Origin of the sequence: Luteimonas campi, assembly GCF_051162505.1 — a bacterium.
Taxonomy (GTDB): Bacteria; Pseudomonadota; Gammaproteobacteria; order Xanthomonadales; family Xanthomonadaceae; genus Luteimonas.
Window position 1 is genome coordinate 1 of record NZ_JBNWEM010000009.1, and the last position, 16,149, is coordinate 16,149.

Annotated in this window: 8 protein-coding genes; 2 read left to right on the forward strand and 6 right to left on the reverse strand. The window is 71.5% G+C overall.

From position 1 onward, the window contains the following. The 4 genes from ACQYVW_RS17150 to asnB form a co-directional block, all read right to left on the reverse strand. On the reverse strand, window positions 1-4,911 hold a 4,911-nt coding region (locus ACQYVW_RS17150; protein WP_434947844.1), incomplete at its 3' end, for an ESPR-type extended signal peptide-containing protein. Between the two features lie 575 nt (window positions 4,912-5,486). Continuing rightward, window positions 5,487-9,455, reverse strand: coding sequence for a phosphoribosylformylglycinamidine synthase (purL, locus tag ACQYVW_RS17155; protein WP_434947845.1), 3,969 nt, complete (start codon window positions 9,453-9,455; stop codon window positions 5,487-5,489). A 139-nt stretch (window positions 9,456-9,594) separates the two neighbouring features. Then, on the reverse strand, window positions 9,595-10,410 hold the full coding sequence (locus ACQYVW_RS17160; RefSeq protein WP_434934580.1) for a DsbC family protein: 816 nt from the start codon (window positions 10,408-10,410) through the stop codon (window positions 9,595-9,597). 126 nt (window positions 10,411-10,536) lie between these two features. Continuing rightward, window positions 10,537-12,258: an asparagine synthase B gene (gene asnB / locus ACQYVW_RS17165; RefSeq protein WP_434947846.1), complete on the reverse strand. Its 1,722-nt coding sequence runs from the start codon at window positions 12,256-12,258 to the stop codon at window positions 10,537-10,539. On the opposite strand from asnB, the gene ACQYVW_RS17170 reads away from it, so the two are divergent. Continuing rightward, on the forward strand, window positions 12,239-12,475 hold the full coding sequence (locus tag ACQYVW_RS17170; protein ID WP_434934572.1) for a hypothetical protein: 237 nt from the start codon (window positions 12,239-12,241) through the stop codon (window positions 12,473-12,475). The genes asnB and ACQYVW_RS17170 overlap by 20 nt on opposite strands. 121 nt (window positions 12,476-12,596) lie before the next feature. Beyond that, a complete protein-coding gene (locus ACQYVW_RS17175; protein WP_434947856.1) occupies window positions 12,597-14,258 on the forward strand; it encodes an ABC1 kinase family protein in 1,662 nt (553 codons plus the stop codon). Window positions 14,259-14,374: 116 nt separating this feature from the next. On the opposite strand, the gene dapE is transcribed toward ACQYVW_RS17175, so the two are convergent. Both dapE and ACQYVW_RS17185 read right to left on the reverse strand, forming a co-directional pair. Beyond that, window positions 14,375-15,517 carry a succinyl-diaminopimelate desuccinylase gene (gene dapE, locus ACQYVW_RS17180; RefSeq protein WP_434947847.1) on the reverse strand — a complete coding sequence of 381 codons (1,143 nt, stop codon included), beginning with the start codon at window positions 15,515-15,517 and terminating at the stop codon, window positions 14,375-14,377. A 211-nt stretch (window positions 15,518-15,728) separates the two neighbouring features. Then, window positions 15,729-16,082: a Spx/MgsR family RNA polymerase-binding regulatory protein gene (locus ACQYVW_RS17185; protein ID WP_434947848.1), complete on the reverse strand. Its 354-nt coding sequence runs from the start codon at window positions 16,080-16,082 to the stop codon at window positions 15,729-15,731. Window positions 16,083-16,149 lie beyond the last annotated feature (67 nt).

A 16,149-nucleotide genomic window follows, 5' to 3' on the forward strand; every position in this document is an offset into this window, starting at 1 on the left:
CGCCGTCGCGTTGTAGCCCGAGGCCGTGCTCCAGCTGCCGACCGACGTGCTGTTGAAGCCCGAAGCTTCCGCGCGCGCACCGACTGCCGTGGCGTAGTGACCCGACGCCTCCGACAACACGCCGAATGCCGAGGATTCGTTGCCGGAGGCCGTGCTCTCCGCACCGTTCGCCGTGGCGAGGTCGCCGGAGGCTTCCGCCAGCGCGCCCGAGGCCGTGCTGCTTTCCCCGCTGGCCACGCTTTCGCTGCCCACCGCCGTGGCGTACTCGCCCAGCGCCGCGGCCGCCGCGCCCACCGCCACCGCATTGGCCTGCTCGGCCACCGCATTGAAGCCCACCGCCGTGGCCTGGTCGGCCAGCGCGAACGCGCCGCTGCCCAGCGCCGAGGCGCCCTGGCCCAGCGCCGTGGCCGACTCGCCCGCCGCCGTGGCGTACTCGCCTTCCACATAGGCCGCGTTGTCCGCGCCCTCGCCGCCGCTCGCCGCGAAGTAGCGCGTGTGCTCGGTCGCACCTTCCAGCTGCGCCAGGTTCACCGCATCGGTCGCCTCGGTGCCCGCCGCCACGTTGGTGATCTGGCGCTCCGCGCCCGCGTCGCCCACCGACACGCTGTTCTCGCGGTCGGCCTGCGAACCCGCACCCAGCGCAACGCTGTTGGCCGCAGCGGCCGTCGCGCTCTCGCCCAGCGCCGTGGCGCCCTCGGCATCGGCCCAGCTGTTCCAGCCGATCGCCGTGCCGTAGTCGCCGGTCGCCCAGGCGCCGGCGCCGACCGCCGTCGCACCCGTGCCCGAGGCCTGCGCCGGGATGAAGCCGAAGAACGTCGAACCGCCGACCACCACGCTCTCGTCACCCGTGGCCTCGCTGAACTCGCCCACCGCCACGCTGCTCACGCCGCTGGCCGTGGCCACCACACCCACCGCGGTGGCGTAGTCGCCTGCCGCCTCGGCCCCGTAGCCCAGCGCGCTGGCCGCGTAGCCGCCGGCGTTGCTGAAGGCACCGGCCGCCGTGGTGAAGTCGTTGCCGGCGCTGCTGCTATAGCCAGAAGCGCTCGCCTGCAGCCCGTCGGCCGTGGCGGCCGCACCGGTGGCGGTGCTGAACGCACCGTTGGCCTGCGCACCCGCGCCGAACGCGCTCGCGCCCTGCGCCGAGGCCGTCGTGGTCTGGTCGAGCAGCACCGCGCCGGTGTTCGGATCCTCCACGTACAGGCTGCCACCCACCGCCGTCGCGCTGTCGGCCGTCGCCGTGGCGTTGTAGCCCGAGGCCGTCGCGTTCTGGCCATCGGCATAGGCGCCCGAGCCGTAGGCCGACGCGCCCTGGCCGTAGGCGTTCGCCGCCTCGCCCGAGGCCGTCGCATACGCGCCTTCCGCGTACGCACCCACGTCGTCGCTCTGGTCCTCGTCGTTGCCCGTGGCCTGGAAGTAACGGTTGTCCGCCGTCGCCTCTTCCAGCTGGTCCAGGTTCACCGCGTCGGTGCCCTCGGTGCCCGCCGCTACGTTGGTGATCTGGCGCTCGCTACCCGCCACGCCCACCGACACGCTGTCCTCGCGGTCCGCGACGGAACCCGATCCCAGCGCCACTGCATTCGCCGCGCCCTCCTCGACGGTCGCGCCAGCACCAATCGCGATCGCGCTCTCGGCATTGGCCAGCGAATTGGTGCCGACGGCGATCGCATGGATATCGTTGGCGAGCGCCTGCGTGCCCAGCGCAACGCTGTAGTCGGAGTAGCCGAATGCGCCGCGGCCCACGGCCACGGAATTCGCACCCGGCGACCAGCTGCCCGAGCCGATCGACACCGAACGCCGGCCCGAGGCATAGGAGTCGATGCCCAGCGCCGTGGCTTCCTCGCCGGTCGCCCAGGCGAAGCTGCCGTAAGCGGTGGCGCCATAGGCGGTGGCCCAGGCGTAGGAGCCCGAGGCCGTGCCCTGCTCAGCCGCACGGCTCTCGTCGCCGAGGGCGACGCTGTAGTCGCCGGAGGCGTGCGCTTTGTTGCCGGCGGCCAGCGAATGCGCACCCGTGGCGCGGGCGTTGTAACCCAGCGCCGCCGACAGTTCGCCGGTAGCCTGCGCGCCCGCACCGACGGCCGTCGCGTAATCGGCGGCAGTCGCGGCCACCGCGATCGGATTGCCGTCCTCGTCCTCGATCGGCCAGCCGAACTCGTCGAGCGCCACGCCCTCGCCGCCGATCGCCACGCTGGACACGCCGGCCGCGTTGGCGGAGTTGCCGAACGCCGCGCTGTTCTCGGAAGCCGCGGTGGCATTGAAGCCCACCGCCGTGGCCTGGCCGGCCAGCGCGAACGCGCCGCTGCCCAGCGCCGAGGCGCCCTGGCCCAGCGCCGTGGCCGACTCGCCCGCCGCCGTGGCGTACTCGCCTTCCACATAGGCCGCGTTGTCCGCGCCCTCGCCGCCGCTCGCCGCGAAGTAGCGCGTGTGCTCGGTCGCGCCTTCCAGCTGCGCCAGGTTCACCGCGTCGGTCGCCTCGGTGCCCGCCGCCACGTTGGTGATCTGGCGCTCCGCGCCCGACGCACCCACCGACACGCTGTTGTCGCGGTCCGCTTCCGAACCGGCGCCCAGGGCCACGCTGTTGGTGGCGCTGGCATCGGCCAGGAAGCCCACCGCGGTCGAGTCCTCACCGCTGGCCGACGAGCCGCTGCCCAGCGCGCTCGCACCGTCCGCCGTCGCATAGGCCAGCGTGCCCAGCGTCGTGGCCTGCACGCCCGTCGCTTCGGCCAGCGTGCCCACCGAGGTCGCACCCAGCCCTGTTGCCCAGGCACCGTTGCCGATCGCAGTGGAGGCGATGCCGCTGGCTTCTGTCGCCTGCAGGATGAACCCCGGGAACCCGATCAGCAGGTCGCCGTAGTCGGCGATGCCGCCGACCGCCAGGCCGTAGTCGCCGCTGGCCACGCTGCCGTAGCCCACCGCCGTCGCGAACCCGCCGGTCGCTTCGCTGAAGCTGCCCAGTGCGCTCGAGTAGTCGCTCGCCGCATTGCTGCTGTAGCCGAACGCCGAGGACTGCACGCCGTCGGCGCTGGCCGCGGCGCCGGTCGCGGTGCTGAACGCGCCGTTGGCCTGCGCACCCGCGCCGAACGCGCTCGCGCCCACCTCCGACGCCGTCGTGGTCTGGTCGAGCAGCACCTCGCCCGTATCCGGATCCTCGTAGTACAGGCTGCCACCCACCGCCGTCGCGCTGTCGGCCGTCGCCGTGGCGTTGTAGCCCGACGCCGTCGCGTTCTGGCCGTCTGCATAGGCGCCCGAGCCGTAGGCCGACGCGCCCTGGCCGTAGGCGTTCGCCGCCTCGCCCGAGGCCGTCGCATACGCGCCTTCCGCGTACGCACCCACGTCGTCGCTCTGGTCCTCGTCGTTGCCCGTGGCCTGGAAGTAACGGTTGTCCGCCGTCGCCTCTTCCAGCTGGTCCAGGTTCACCGCATCGGTGCCTTCGGTGCCCGCCGCCACGTTCGTGATCTGGCGCTCGGCGCCTTCAGCACCCACCGACACGCTGTTGTCGCGGTCGGCTTCCGAACCCACGCCCAGCGCCACGCTGTTGTCCGCGCTGGCGATGCTGCCCGCACCCAGCGCCGTGCTGTCCTCGCCCGCGGCGGTGCTGAAGTTGCCCAGCGCCGTGGCGTTGGTGCCGGTCGCCCACGAACCTGCGCCCACCGCGGTCGAGTAGTCGCCCGAAGCCTCGGTCGGGAAGAAGCCCAGGAACGAGCTGCCGCCGATCGCCACGCTCTCCGCGCCCGTCGCCTGCGCCGCCTGGCCCACCGCCACGCTGTCGTCGCCCGCGGCCACGCTGTCGGCGCCCAGCGCCGTCGCGTTGTAGCCCGAGGCCGCGCTCCAGCTGCCGATCGAGGTGCTGTTGAAGCCCGAGGCTTCCGCACGCCCGCCCACCGCCGTGCCGTAGTCGCCGGACGCATTGGCCAGCCCGCCGAAGGCCGAGGACTCCTCGCCCGTGGCCGCGCTCTGTGCGCCGACCGCCGTGGCGTTGGCAGCGGCCGCCTGCGCGCCGGCGCCGTAGGCGGCAGCGCCGTCGCCGTCCGCCACCGCACTCGCGCCTGCAGCGACTGCGCCTTCGCCCCCGACGCTCGCATCGTCGCTGCCGTCGTCGGCACCGTCGGCCTTGAAGTAGCGGTCGGTGTGCTCGGCGACGTCGGCCACCGCGTCCACCGTTTCGGCCACCGCCTCAACCTGTCTAACGGTCGCGGCGTCGCTGTCGGCAATACCGTCGCTGACGTTGGTGATGCGGCGCGTCGCCGGGCCCACCGTGCCGGCGCCACCACCATTGCCCACCGAAAGCACACCCGCTTCGGTCGCCCGCGCCCCATAGCCGAGCGCCACGCTGCCGGCTGCAGCCGGGCTCGAGTAGGCGTTGAAGCCCATCGCGACGGCCCCTTCCGCGTGCGCCTGCGCGCCCTGGCCCACGGCCGTGCTGCGCGACCCCAGGGCCTGGGTGGAACTGCCCAGCGCCGTGGACGCCGTGCCCGAGGCCAGGGCATTGGACCCAGCGGCGGTCGCGTTCGACTGCAGCGCGCGCGCGTTGTTGCCCAGTGCCGAGGCACTGGTGTGCGTGGCGCGCGCGGCATTGCCGAGCGCCGTCGATCCGGCGCCACTGGCGACCGCGCCCTCACCGCAGGCCAGCGCCCCGGTCGCCGTCGCCGTCGCCGAGCCGCAGACCTCGGCCTTGGCATCGCCCTTCGCGGGAGGCTGGCCCTTGCCCGCATGCTGCGGCGCCTTGCCGGGCTGGCCGTGCCCGTGGCCAGGACCCTGCGCGACCGCGGCCCCGGCGAGCGCCAGCGCCCCCGCCACGACGGCAGCCTGCAGCAGACGTCCGCCCTTGCCCTTGCCTTTCGCCTTGGCCAATTCCGACGCGACGCTGACCTGACCGGTGGACTGGTTCCAGACCTTGGAGTAGATGCGGTTCATCGAATGGCCCCTCGTGGTGGATGTGGCGAACGGAAAACCCCTGGAGCGCGGGCACTGGGCTCGCGGTCCGGCTGCGATTGCGTGAGAGGGAAGGCAGGCGTGCGGGTCGCAATGAGATTCGGCAGGAGCCGTCCATGTGCGGGCCGATAGCGCTGTTCCTGAACGCCCCTCGAATTGCTTGCAACTGGGACCGATACTCGCCGCGACTGACAATTTTCGTCAAGCGTTTAGACGCATTTCGTCATAAGTTGACGTGATCAGGCAGAATTAATCGACTGGAATCAGCTGCTTACGGACGTCGAGCGGAAACAACGTGATGTTTCTCACAAAACGGGCTGAGCTGAACAGGAAACGAACCCATTCGCAGTCGAGCCGGGCTTTGCCGACACGGCCGGGATGACGGGAGGTGGGAGCGGGCTCGGCTGGCGCGAGCCGACGCGCTGCGCTGCAGCACGGGCGGGCGCTAAGGAGCACCGCCAGCGAGCGGCTGGCGGTCGCGCGGGGGGCACAGCGTCCCGGCCGGCGCCGGGGACGCGGATGCGGTCACGCCGCGGACGCTCCGCGGCGCGCCGGGGTCAACCGAGGCTGGCCCGGGCGTTGCGGAACATCCGCAACCAGGGCGAGTCGTCGGGCCACTGGGCGGGCGCCCAGCTGAAGTTCACACGGCGCAGCGTGCGCTCGGGATGCGGCATCAGGATCGTGGCGCGACCATCGCTGCTGGACAGGCCGGCAATGGCATCGACCGAGCCATTGGGGTTGGCCGGGTAGGTCGTGGCCGCGCTGCCGTCGCCGTCGACATAGCGCACCGCGACCGTGGCGGCCGCGCGATCGCCCTCGGTCGCGAAGCTGGCGCGCCCTTCGCCGTGGGCGACCACCACCGGGATGCGCGAGCCGGCCATGCCCGAGAGGAACAGCGATGGCGAGGCCAGCACTTCCAGCATCCCGACGCGACCCTCGAACTGTTCGCTGCGGTTGCGCAGGAAGTGCGGCCAGTGCTCCGCGCCCGGAATGATCTCGCGCAACTGCGACATCATCTGGCAGCCGTTGCACACACCGAGCGAGAAGGTGGTCGCACGTTCGAAGAAGGCGCCGAACTGCTCGCGCAGCGCGGTGCGTTCCAGGATCGAGGTGGCCCAGCCGCGGCCCGCGCCCAGCACGTCGCCGTAGCTGAAGCCGCCGCAGGCCGCCAGGCCGTCGAAGCCCTCCAGCGAAACGCGGCCTGCGATGAGATCGCTCATGTGCACGTCGACCGCGGTGAATCCGGCGCGATCGAAGCCCAGCGCCATCTCGACATGGCTGTTGACGCCCTGCTCGCGCAGGATCGCGACCTTCGGCCTGGCGCCGGTGCCGATGTGCGGCGCGGCCACGTCCTCCGACGGATCGAAACTCAGGACGGGCTGCAGCCCCGGCGCGTCGAAGCGCCGCGCCACGGCCCGCTCCTCGTCGGCGCAATCTGGATTGTCGCGCAGCCGCTGCATCGCATGGCTCACCGACCACCATGCGTCGAACAGCTCCTCCCAGCGCCACTCGGCCAGGGCCTGCTCGCCATGCAGCACGCGGATGCGGCCACTGGAATTCGGGCGGGCGATGCGCTGCGCGCACTCGACCAGTCCGTGCCGGGCGACGAGATCGGCGAACTCGGCGCGGTCCTCGCTGGCGATCTGCACCACCGCCCCCAGTTCCTCGGTGAACAAGGTGCGGAAAGCATCTTCGGCGCGATCCTCGCCCCAGCCGTCGAGGTCGATGTCCAGGCCACGATGCGAACAGAACGCCATCTCGCACAGCGCGGCGAAGGTGCCGCCGTCGGAACGGTCGTGATAGGCACGCAGCAGGCCGGCCTCGCGCGCGTCCCGGACCAGTTCGAAGAACGCGCGCAGCCGGGCCGGATCGTCCAGGTCTGGACAGGCGCCGCCGAAAGCATCGAAGCACTGCGCCAGGATCGAACCGCCCAGCCGCTGCTTGCCGGCGCCCAGGCCGATCAGCCACAGCTCGCTGTCGATGCCGTCCTCCATCAGCGGGGTCAGCTGGCCGGTCACATCCGGCACCGGCGCGAACGCGGTGACGATCAACGACACCGGCGAGACCGACTTGTGCGCCTGCGGGGCCGCATCGTCGCCGTTCGCCGGGGCGCTCCACTGCACCTGCATCGACAGCGAATCCTTGCCGACGGGAATGCTCAGCCCGAGTTCCGGACAGAGCTCCATGCCGACCGCGTGGACGGCGTCGAACAGCTTGGCGTCCTCGCCCGCATGACCGGCGGCGGCCATCCAGTTGGCCGAGAGCTTGACCCGCTCCAGAGCGTCGACCGGGGCGGCGCAGAGGTTGGTGATCGCTTCGCCCACGGCCATGCGCGCGGCCGCGGCCGCATCGATCAGTGCCAGGGGGGTGCGCTCGCCGATCGCCATCGCCTCGCCGACCAACCCGTCGTATCCGGCCAGCGTGAGCGCGCAGTCGGCGACCGGCAGCTGCCAGGGTCCGACCAGCTGGTCACGCGCGGTCAGTCCACCGACGGCGCGGTCGCCGATGGTGACCAGGAACTGCTTGGACGCGACCGTCGGATGCGCGAGCACGCGCAACCCGGCCTCATGCAGGTCGATGGCATTGGTGTTCAGCCCACGCCAGCGGACCGGCGCGGGGCGCTGCGCGTCGCGGTGCATCTTCGGCGCCTTGCCGAACAGCACGTCCATCGGGAGGTCGATCGGCAGATCGCGCCGGCCCGGCTCACCCTCGGCAGCGGCGCCGTCCAGCACCCCGTAGCCGACCGTCAGATGCTGCTCGGCAGTAGCCACGCCCACGGCCGCGAACGGGCAGCGCTCGCGCTCGCACAGCGCGGCGAACTCGGCCATCCGCGCCTGCGGCACGCCCAGCACATAACGCTCCTGCGATTCGTTGCACCACAGCTGCATCGGCGAGAGCGAGGGATCGTCGCTGGGCACGCGATCGAGGTCGATCACGCCGCCGACGTTCGAATCGTGCAGCAGTTCGGGGATCGCATTCGACAGGCCGCCGGCCCCGACGTCGTGGATCGAGACGATCGGGTTGGCCTCGCCCAGCGCCACGCAGCTGTCGATCACTTCCTGGCAGCGGCGCTCCATCTCCGGGTTCTCGCGCTGCACCGAGGCGAAGTCCAGGTCCTCGGCGCTTTCGCCGGAGGCCACCGAACTCGCCGCGCCGCCGCCCAGGCCGATCAGCATGGCGGGGCCGCCCAGCACCACCACCGCGTCGCCGGGCTGCAGCATGCGCTTGGCCACCATCGGGCGGTCCACGGCGCCCAGGCCGCCGGCGAGCATGATCGGCTTGTCGTAGGCGCGCGCCGGCTCGTCCTCGTGCTGGAGTTCGAAGCTGCGGAAATAGCCCAGCAGGTTCGGCCGGCCGAACTCGTTGTTGAACGCGGCACCGCCGAGTGGACCGTCGAGCATGATCTCCAGCGCCGGCGCCATGCGCGGATTGAGCGCGCGCTCGCGCTCCCAGGGCTGCGGCAGCGTGGGAATGCGCAGGTGCGAGACGCTGAAGCCGGTCAGCCCGGCCTTGGGCTTGCCGCCGCGACCGGTCGCGCCCTCGTCGCGGATCTCGCCACCGGCGCCGGTGCTGGCGCCCGAGAACGGCGAGATGGCGGTGGGATGGTTGTGGGTCTCGACCTTGATGCAGAACGCGCTGTCGGCCAGCGGTTCGGCGCGATAGGTCTTGCTGGACGGGTCGGGCCGGAAGCGGCTGGCCGGATAGCCGGCCACCACGGCGGCGTTGTCGCTGTAGGCCGACAGCGTGTGCTGCGGCGTGCGCGCATGCGTGTTGCGGATCATGCCGAACAGGGAGCGCGGCTGTTCCTCGCCGTCCACCGTCCACGACGCGTTGAAGATCTTGTGCCGGCAGTGCTCGGAGTTGGCCTGCGCGAACATCATCAGTTCGACATCGGACGGGTCGCGGCCGAGCGCTGCATAGCGCTCGCGCAGGTATTCGATCTCGTCCGCGGCCAGGGCCAGGCCGAGCCGAAGGTTGGCCTGTTCCAGCCCGGCCAGGGCGATGCGCTCGACCGAGCCCCGCGAGGGCGTGGCGAACAGTCCGGCGGCCGCCTCATGCGAGGCCAGCAGCGATTGGGTCATCGGGTCGTGCAGGATGCGCCCCAGCGCGGCCTCGACCGGATCCGGGCGATGGGTCGTTGCCGGCAGCCCCGATTCCGCAGCGGACGCCTGCCCCGGACCGGGCCATCCGGCCAGGTCGATGCGGGTGCCGCGCTCCACGCGGCGTACCGGCTGCCGCGCCCCGCGCAGGATCTCGCTGGCCTTGCTGGCCCAGGGCGAGATCGTGCCCAGTCGCGGCGCGACGAAGCGCGAGACCACGCCTGCGGCGGCCGGGGCCTGGTGCTCCCCGGTCTGCAGCACGCGCCGCAGCACCGCGGGATCCGGTTGGGCGCCGGGCTCGGGATCGACCCAGTACACATGCCAGGCGCCGACGATGCGCACGCCGGGGGAAATGGACTGGAGGCGGAACTCAAGCCGTTCGCGGCGGAACGGCGACAGGGCCGGGAGGCCCTCGAGGACGATCATGTCCGGGAGAACACCTGGGAGCGGGCCGCCTATTGTAAGCCGCTTCGCTGCCGCCGGCCGGCGCCCGGGGCCACGGCGCGACCGGCATGACGCCCACCCCGCGGTCCTGCCTGGGCAGGATCCATCGGGTGGGACCGCATCAGCCGCCGGCGGCGTCCGCGGCCTCCATCTCCTGCAGGGCCGACAGCAGGGCGTCGGGCGGCAGGTAGCCGGGCATCGACACGCCGCTGGCGGTCACGATCATCGGCGTGCCGGTCAGCCCCACGCGCTGGCCGAGCTCGTAGTGGCGCGCCACCGGGTTGTCGCAGGTGGCCTGGGCAACCTTGTTGCCCTCCTTCGCGTCGGTCAGCGCCTTGCGGCGGTCCTTCGCGCACCACACCGAGACCATCAGCCGGTAATCCGGGCTGTCGATGCCCATCCGCGGAAACGCCAGGTACTCCACCGCGATCCCGCGCTTGTTGTACTCGGCGATGTCCTGGTGCAGGCGACGGCAATAGCCGCACTCCACGTCGGTGAACACGCTGACGGTGTACTTCGGATCGGCCGGCGCGAACACGATGCGCTCGCTGGCGGGCACGGCGGCCACCAGGCGCCGGCGCACTTCGGCCACGCCGGCCTGGCTGACGTCGCGCCGGGCCTGGATGTCGAACAGGCTGCCCTGCAGCAGGTATTTGCCGTCGTCGCTCACGTACAGCGCCTGTCCACCGACGATCACTTCCTGGAAGCCGGCCAGCGGCGCGGCCGAGATGGCGTCGATGCGGATGTCCGGATTGATCGACTCGATCGCCCGGCGTGCGCGATCCTCGGGCGTGCCGGGAACGGTCTGCACCTGCTCGACCGGGTCGGCAGCGGCCTCGGCGGCTTCGGCGGCCGGCTCCGCGGCGTCGGTGGGCGCCTGCGCGCAGGCGGACAGGCTGGCGGCGCAGAGGACGGAGATCAGCAGGCTTCGCATCACGGACATGGGCTCGGCACGGGGCGCATTCGCAGGAACCCGGGATTGTCGCACGCCCCGTCGCACCGCCCCGCCCTCGCGGGCGCGCGCGGTGCGGGGCCGTTCAACCCGCCCGATGCGCAGCGCGCATCAGGACGAGGGCAGCGCCTGTTCGTGCACGCCGGCCACCGCGCGCCCGGACGGATCGGCCATGGCCGCGAAACTCGCGTCCCAGGCGATCGCCGCTGGCGATGAGCAGGCGATCGACTTGCCGCCCGGCACGGTCTCGGCGCAGGCGCTTCCCGGATAGCACTGCTCGAACAGCGTGCGGTAGAAATAGGCCTCCTTGGTCTGCGGCGGATTGACCGGGAAGCGGCGCCCGGCCGCGGCGAGTTCGCGATCGCTGACCTGCGCCTCGGCGTGCGCCTTGAGCCCGTCGATCCAGCCATAGCCCACGCCGTCGCTGAACTGCTCCTTCTGCCGCCACAGGATCGACTCGGGCAGATAGCCGTCGAAGGCCTCGCGCAGCACGCCCTTCTCCATCCGCTGCGGCCCGGCCTCGCCGCGACGGACCATCTTGTGGCTGGCGTCCATGCGCATCGCCACGTCCATGAACTCGCGGTCCAGGAACGGCACGCGCGGCTCCACGCCCCAGGCCATCATCGACTTGTTGGCGCGCAGGCAGTCGTAGTTGTGCAGGGCGTCGATCTTGCGCACCAGCTCCTCGTGGAACTGGCGCGCGTCGGGCGCCTTGTGGAAGTAGAGGTAGCCGCCGAAGATCTCGTCGCTGCCCTCGCCCGAGAGCACCATCTTCACCCCCATGGCCTTGATCCGCCGCGCCAGCAGGTACATCGGCGTCGAGGCGCGGATGGTGGTGACATCGTAGGTCTCGATATGGCGGACGACCTCCGGCAGGGCATCCAGCCCTTCCTGCAGGGTGTAGGTGAAGCCGTGGTGCACCGTGCCCAGCCTGCCCGCGGCGATCTCGGCGGCAGCCAGGTCGGGCGAGCCCTCCAGGCCGATGGCGAAGGAGTGCAGGCGCGGCCACCAGGCTTCGCTGGCATCGTTGTCCTCGATGCGGTGCCGGGCATAGCGGGCCGCCACGGCGGCGACCAGCGAAGAATCCAGGCCGCCGGACAGCAGCACGCCGTAGGGCACGTCGGTCATGAGCTGGCGATGCACCGCGGCCTCGAACGCTTCGCGCAGTTCCTGCGCGGGCACCTGCACGCCTTCGACCGCCGCATAGTCGCGCCAGGGGCGTTCGTAATAGCGGTGCAGCGCGCCCTGGGGCTGTCCTTCGGCAGCGTCGGCCGACCACTCGTACCAGTGTCCGGGCGGGAACTGCGCCACGTCCGCGCAGATCGGCGCCAGCGCCTTCATCTCCGAAGCCACGCACAGGCGTCCCTCGCGGTCGTGCCCCCAGTACAGTGGGACCACGCCGATGGGATCGCGGGCGATCAGCACGCGGCGCCGGCCGGCGTCCCACAGCGCGAAGGCGAAGATGCCGTTGAGCCGGTTGAGGAAGGAGCCTGGTTCGTCTTCGCGGTACAGCGCGTTGATCACCTCGCAGTCCGAGCCGGTCTGGAATTCATAGGCCTGGCCCAGCTCGGCCTTGAGCTCGCGATGGTTGTAGATCTCGCCGTTGACCGCCAGCACCTGGTTGCCGTCGGCCGACCGCAGCGGCTGCGAGCCGCCGGCCGGGTCGACGATCGCCAGGCGCTCGTGCACCAGGATCGCGCCGTCGTCGTGGTGGATGCCGCTCCAGTCCGGGCCGCGGTGGCGCTGGCGCTGGGACAGCTCGAGCGACTGGCGGCGCAGGGCCGCGATGTCGTCGCCGGGCTGCAGCCCGAAGATGCCGAAGATCGAACACATGGAGGAAAACGCTCCTGTCGAAGGGGAAGGCCGCAGCCGGTCCTGGAACGAAAAAAGCCCGCATCCTGCGATGCGGGCTTTTGCGTTCCGGGCGAAGGCCCCGGAGGGTTACGCCTGGCTGCAGCCCGCTGCGCGCGCACGATTGTTCGCCGCATTGGAATTGCGGTTGCGAATCTGCGCGTTGCGGAAGGACTGCGTTGCCATGGCGCGACCGTAAAGGAGCGCCCCGCCCTTTGCAACGGTTGCAGACACAACCGTCACCGGGGCGTCGGAATACTCGCGGCGGGCTGGCCCGGTGCCGGCGGACAGCTGAGGGGCGAGCACACGTGAACGACACCATGCAGCGGCTATCGCGGACTTCGCAGGTCATCGCCATGTTCGCGCGATACCGGCGCGCCGGCATCCTGACCGGCTTCGATCTGGGCGAGACGCCCCCGGAAGACGTGGCCGCTGGCGAAACCGACGCGCTCGCGGAGCGGTTCGTCGCCGACCTCGAGGCCATGGGCCCGGCCTTCGTCAAGCTTGGCCAGGCGCTGTCGACCCGCCCCGACCTGGTGCCGGCCAGTTGGATCGCCGCGCTTGAGCGCATCCAGGACAACGCCACGCCGGCGCCCGTGGGCGACATCGAACTGCTGCTGGAGAACGAACTGGGCGTGCGCGCGAGCAAGGTGTTCGCCGAGATCGACCCCCAGCCCATGGCCGCCGCCTCGCTGGCGCAGGTGCATCGCGCCGTGCTGCACGACGGCCGGGTGGTGGCGCTGAAGATCCAGCGACCGGACGTAGCCGGTTCGGTGCGCAGCGACCTGGACGTGCTGGCCCGCCTGGCAGGGACCGCCGACACCCTGACCGATGCCGGCCGCCGCCTGCGCCTGGCCGACTGGATCGGCGAGTTCCGCAAGGCCATGATCAACGAGCTCGACTACCGCATCGAGGCCGAGAACCTGGATCGCTTCGGCCGGCACCTGTCGGGCTATCCGCTGCTGCGGGTGCCCACGCCGCTGTGGGACTACGTGACCCCGCGCCTGCTGGTGATGGACTGGATCGAGGGCATCAACGTCACCCGCATCACCGGCCTGCGTCGCACCGAACTGGACACGGTGCCGGTGACCAGCCAGCTGCTGCGCGCCTACCTCGACCAGGTATTCGTGCATGGCGACATCCACGCCGATCCGCACCCCGGCAACGTGCTGCTCGGCCCGGACGGGCGGATCGCCCTGATCGACCTGGGCATGGTGGCCACGATCCCGCCGCGCCAGCGCGAGCACCTGCTCAAGCTGGTGTTCGCCGCGGTCGACGGGCGCGGCGAGGACGTGGCGCGTCAGCTGGTGGTGCTGGGCACGCGCCTGGAGGATTTCGACGAGGCCGCCTATGTGCGCGAGATCTCGCAGGTCGTGGCCCGCTACGCCAGCACCACGCGCCGGGCATCGGAAGGGCGCATGGTGCTGGACCTGGTGCGTCGCGCCACCGAATGCGGCCTGCGCACCCCGCCGGAGATCAGCCTGCTCGGCAAGACCCTGCTCAACCTGGAGCGCGTGGTCGACGCGCTCGCGCCCGAACTCGATGTGCGCGAGCAGATCGAGTCGCACCTGCAGTCGCTGATGCGCGAGCGCATGCGCAAGGCGTTCTCGCCGGCCAGCCTGGCCACCGAGGCGCTGGAGCTCCAGGAACTGGTGCGCGACGCGCCCCGCAAGCTGTCCGACACCCTGTCGCTGGTGGCGGCCAACCGCCTTCAGGTGCGGCTGGCGGGTCTGGACGACTCGCGGTTGATGGAGAACCTGCAGAAGATCGCCAACCGGATCGCCTCGGCGGTGGTGATCGCCGCGCTGCTGTTGTCCTCCACCCAGCTGATGCGCCTGGACGTGGGGCCCACGATGTTCGGGTATCCCGCGCTGGCGGTGCTGATGTTCCTGATCGCGGCGGTGCTCGGCGTGATCCTGGTGATCAGCGCCTTGCGCTACGACCATCGCGCGCGGCCGATGGAGCGGACAGGGGCGGAATAGGCCCACTCCAACGGATCTGCCGCTGCGGCCGTCGGCCATGGCGATGCGGTTGCCGGCCCGGCCATCCCGGCGCCGGCCCGCGCCCCCGCCCCGCGGTGCTTCGCGCTTGCGCCGGCTCAGCCCGCGGGCGTGTCGACCAGCAGCCGCTCGACGAGGCGCAGGTACAGGCCGGGCAACGCCTCCAGGTCGGCCAGGCGCACGTGCTCATCGACCTGGTGGATGCTGGCGTTGACCGGGCCGACCTCGATGCACTGCGCGCCCAGGGGTGCGATGAAGCGCGCATCGGAGGTGCCTCCGCCCGTGCTCTCCTCGGGCGCGGCGCCGGCGAACTCCGCCAGCACGTCGCGTGCGACCGCGCGCAGCGGTCCTTCGGGGGTGTAGAAGGGCTCGCCGCTGCGATGCCAGCGCAGGCTGTGGTCCAGGCCGTGGCGGTCGAGCGTTGCCGCCACTTCCGCCTCCAGCGCGGGCGCGGTCCAGTGCGGGTTGTAGCGCAGGTTGAACAGCACCTGCAGCTCGCCGGGGATCACGTTGGTCGCGCCCGTGCCGGCCTGGATGTTGGAGATCTGGAGGCTGGTGGGCGGAAAGCTTTCGTAACCGGCATCCCAGACGCGCGCCGTCAGTTCGGCCAGCGCAGGCGCGGCCAGGTGCACGGGATTGCGCGCCTTGTCCGGATACGCCACGTGGCCCTGCACGCCGTGCACGGTGAGCGTGGCAGAGAGGCTGCCACGACGGCCCACGCGCAGCAGATCGCCCAGGCGCTCGCTCGAGGACGGTTCGCCGGTGATGCACCAGTCGATGCGCGTGCCGCGTTTGCGGAAGGTCTCCGCTACCCGGCGTACGCCCTCGATGGCATCGCCTTCCTCGTCCGAGGTCAGCAGCAAGGCGACGGTCCCCGCGTGCCCGGGATGCGCGGCCACGAAGCGTTCCAGTGCGATCACGAAGGCGGCCACGCTGCCCTTCATGTCGGCGGCGCCGCGGCCGTACAGCGCGCCGTCGCGCAGGGTGGGCACGAAGGGATCGCTGCGCCAGGCCGCGGTCGGACCGGGCGGCACCACATCGGTGTGGCCGAGCAGCACCAGCACCGGGCCACCGCTGCCGTGCGTGGCCCACAGATTGTCGACCTCGCCATGGCGCAGCGACTCGACGCGGAAGCCCGCGCGCGCAAGGCGGGCCGCGATCAGTGCCTGACAGCCGGCATCGTCGGGGGTCACCGACGGCCGCGCGATCAGCGCGCTGGCAAGTTCGAGGACATCGCTCATGGGTCGCCTCCAGACCAATTCAGTCGATCAACCGTCGCGGCCGGGCCGCGATCTCCCCGCTCCCGCGCGCGTCGCACGACGACTCCGCCAGTAGCGACTCTCGAACTCCACACCGTGCATGGCGGGCCGCAGGCGCGAGACGGCTGGCACCGTCCAACGTCGCAGCGCGGCGGCCGATCGGATGCTGCCCCAGGTGCCGGTCCCGCAGGGCTCAGAGCCCGAACCGCTGCTTGAAGCCATTGTCGGTGAATCCCTGCGTGACCTGGCCATCCTCGGTCACCACCACCGGGCGCCGGATCAGCTGCGGATACTCGCGCAGCAGCAGCTTCCACTCCGCATCGCTGGCGGCGCCCTTGCGGTTGTCCGGCAACTGCCGCCAGGTGGTGGACGACTTGTTGACCATCGCAGGAAAGCCGCCCAGCTTGCCCGCCCATTCGACCAGGGTGTCGGGCGAGGGCTTGTGGTCGCGGTAGTCGACGAAGCTGTGGGCGACGCCAAAGCGGTCGAGCCACCTGGCGGCCTTGCGGCAGGTATCGCAGTTCTTCAGTCCGTACAGCGTGGTCATGCTTGCATTCCTGTTCGATCGGCGCCTGGCGCCCATCCGCGCGCGCCGCCGCCTCGACGACGTCGCG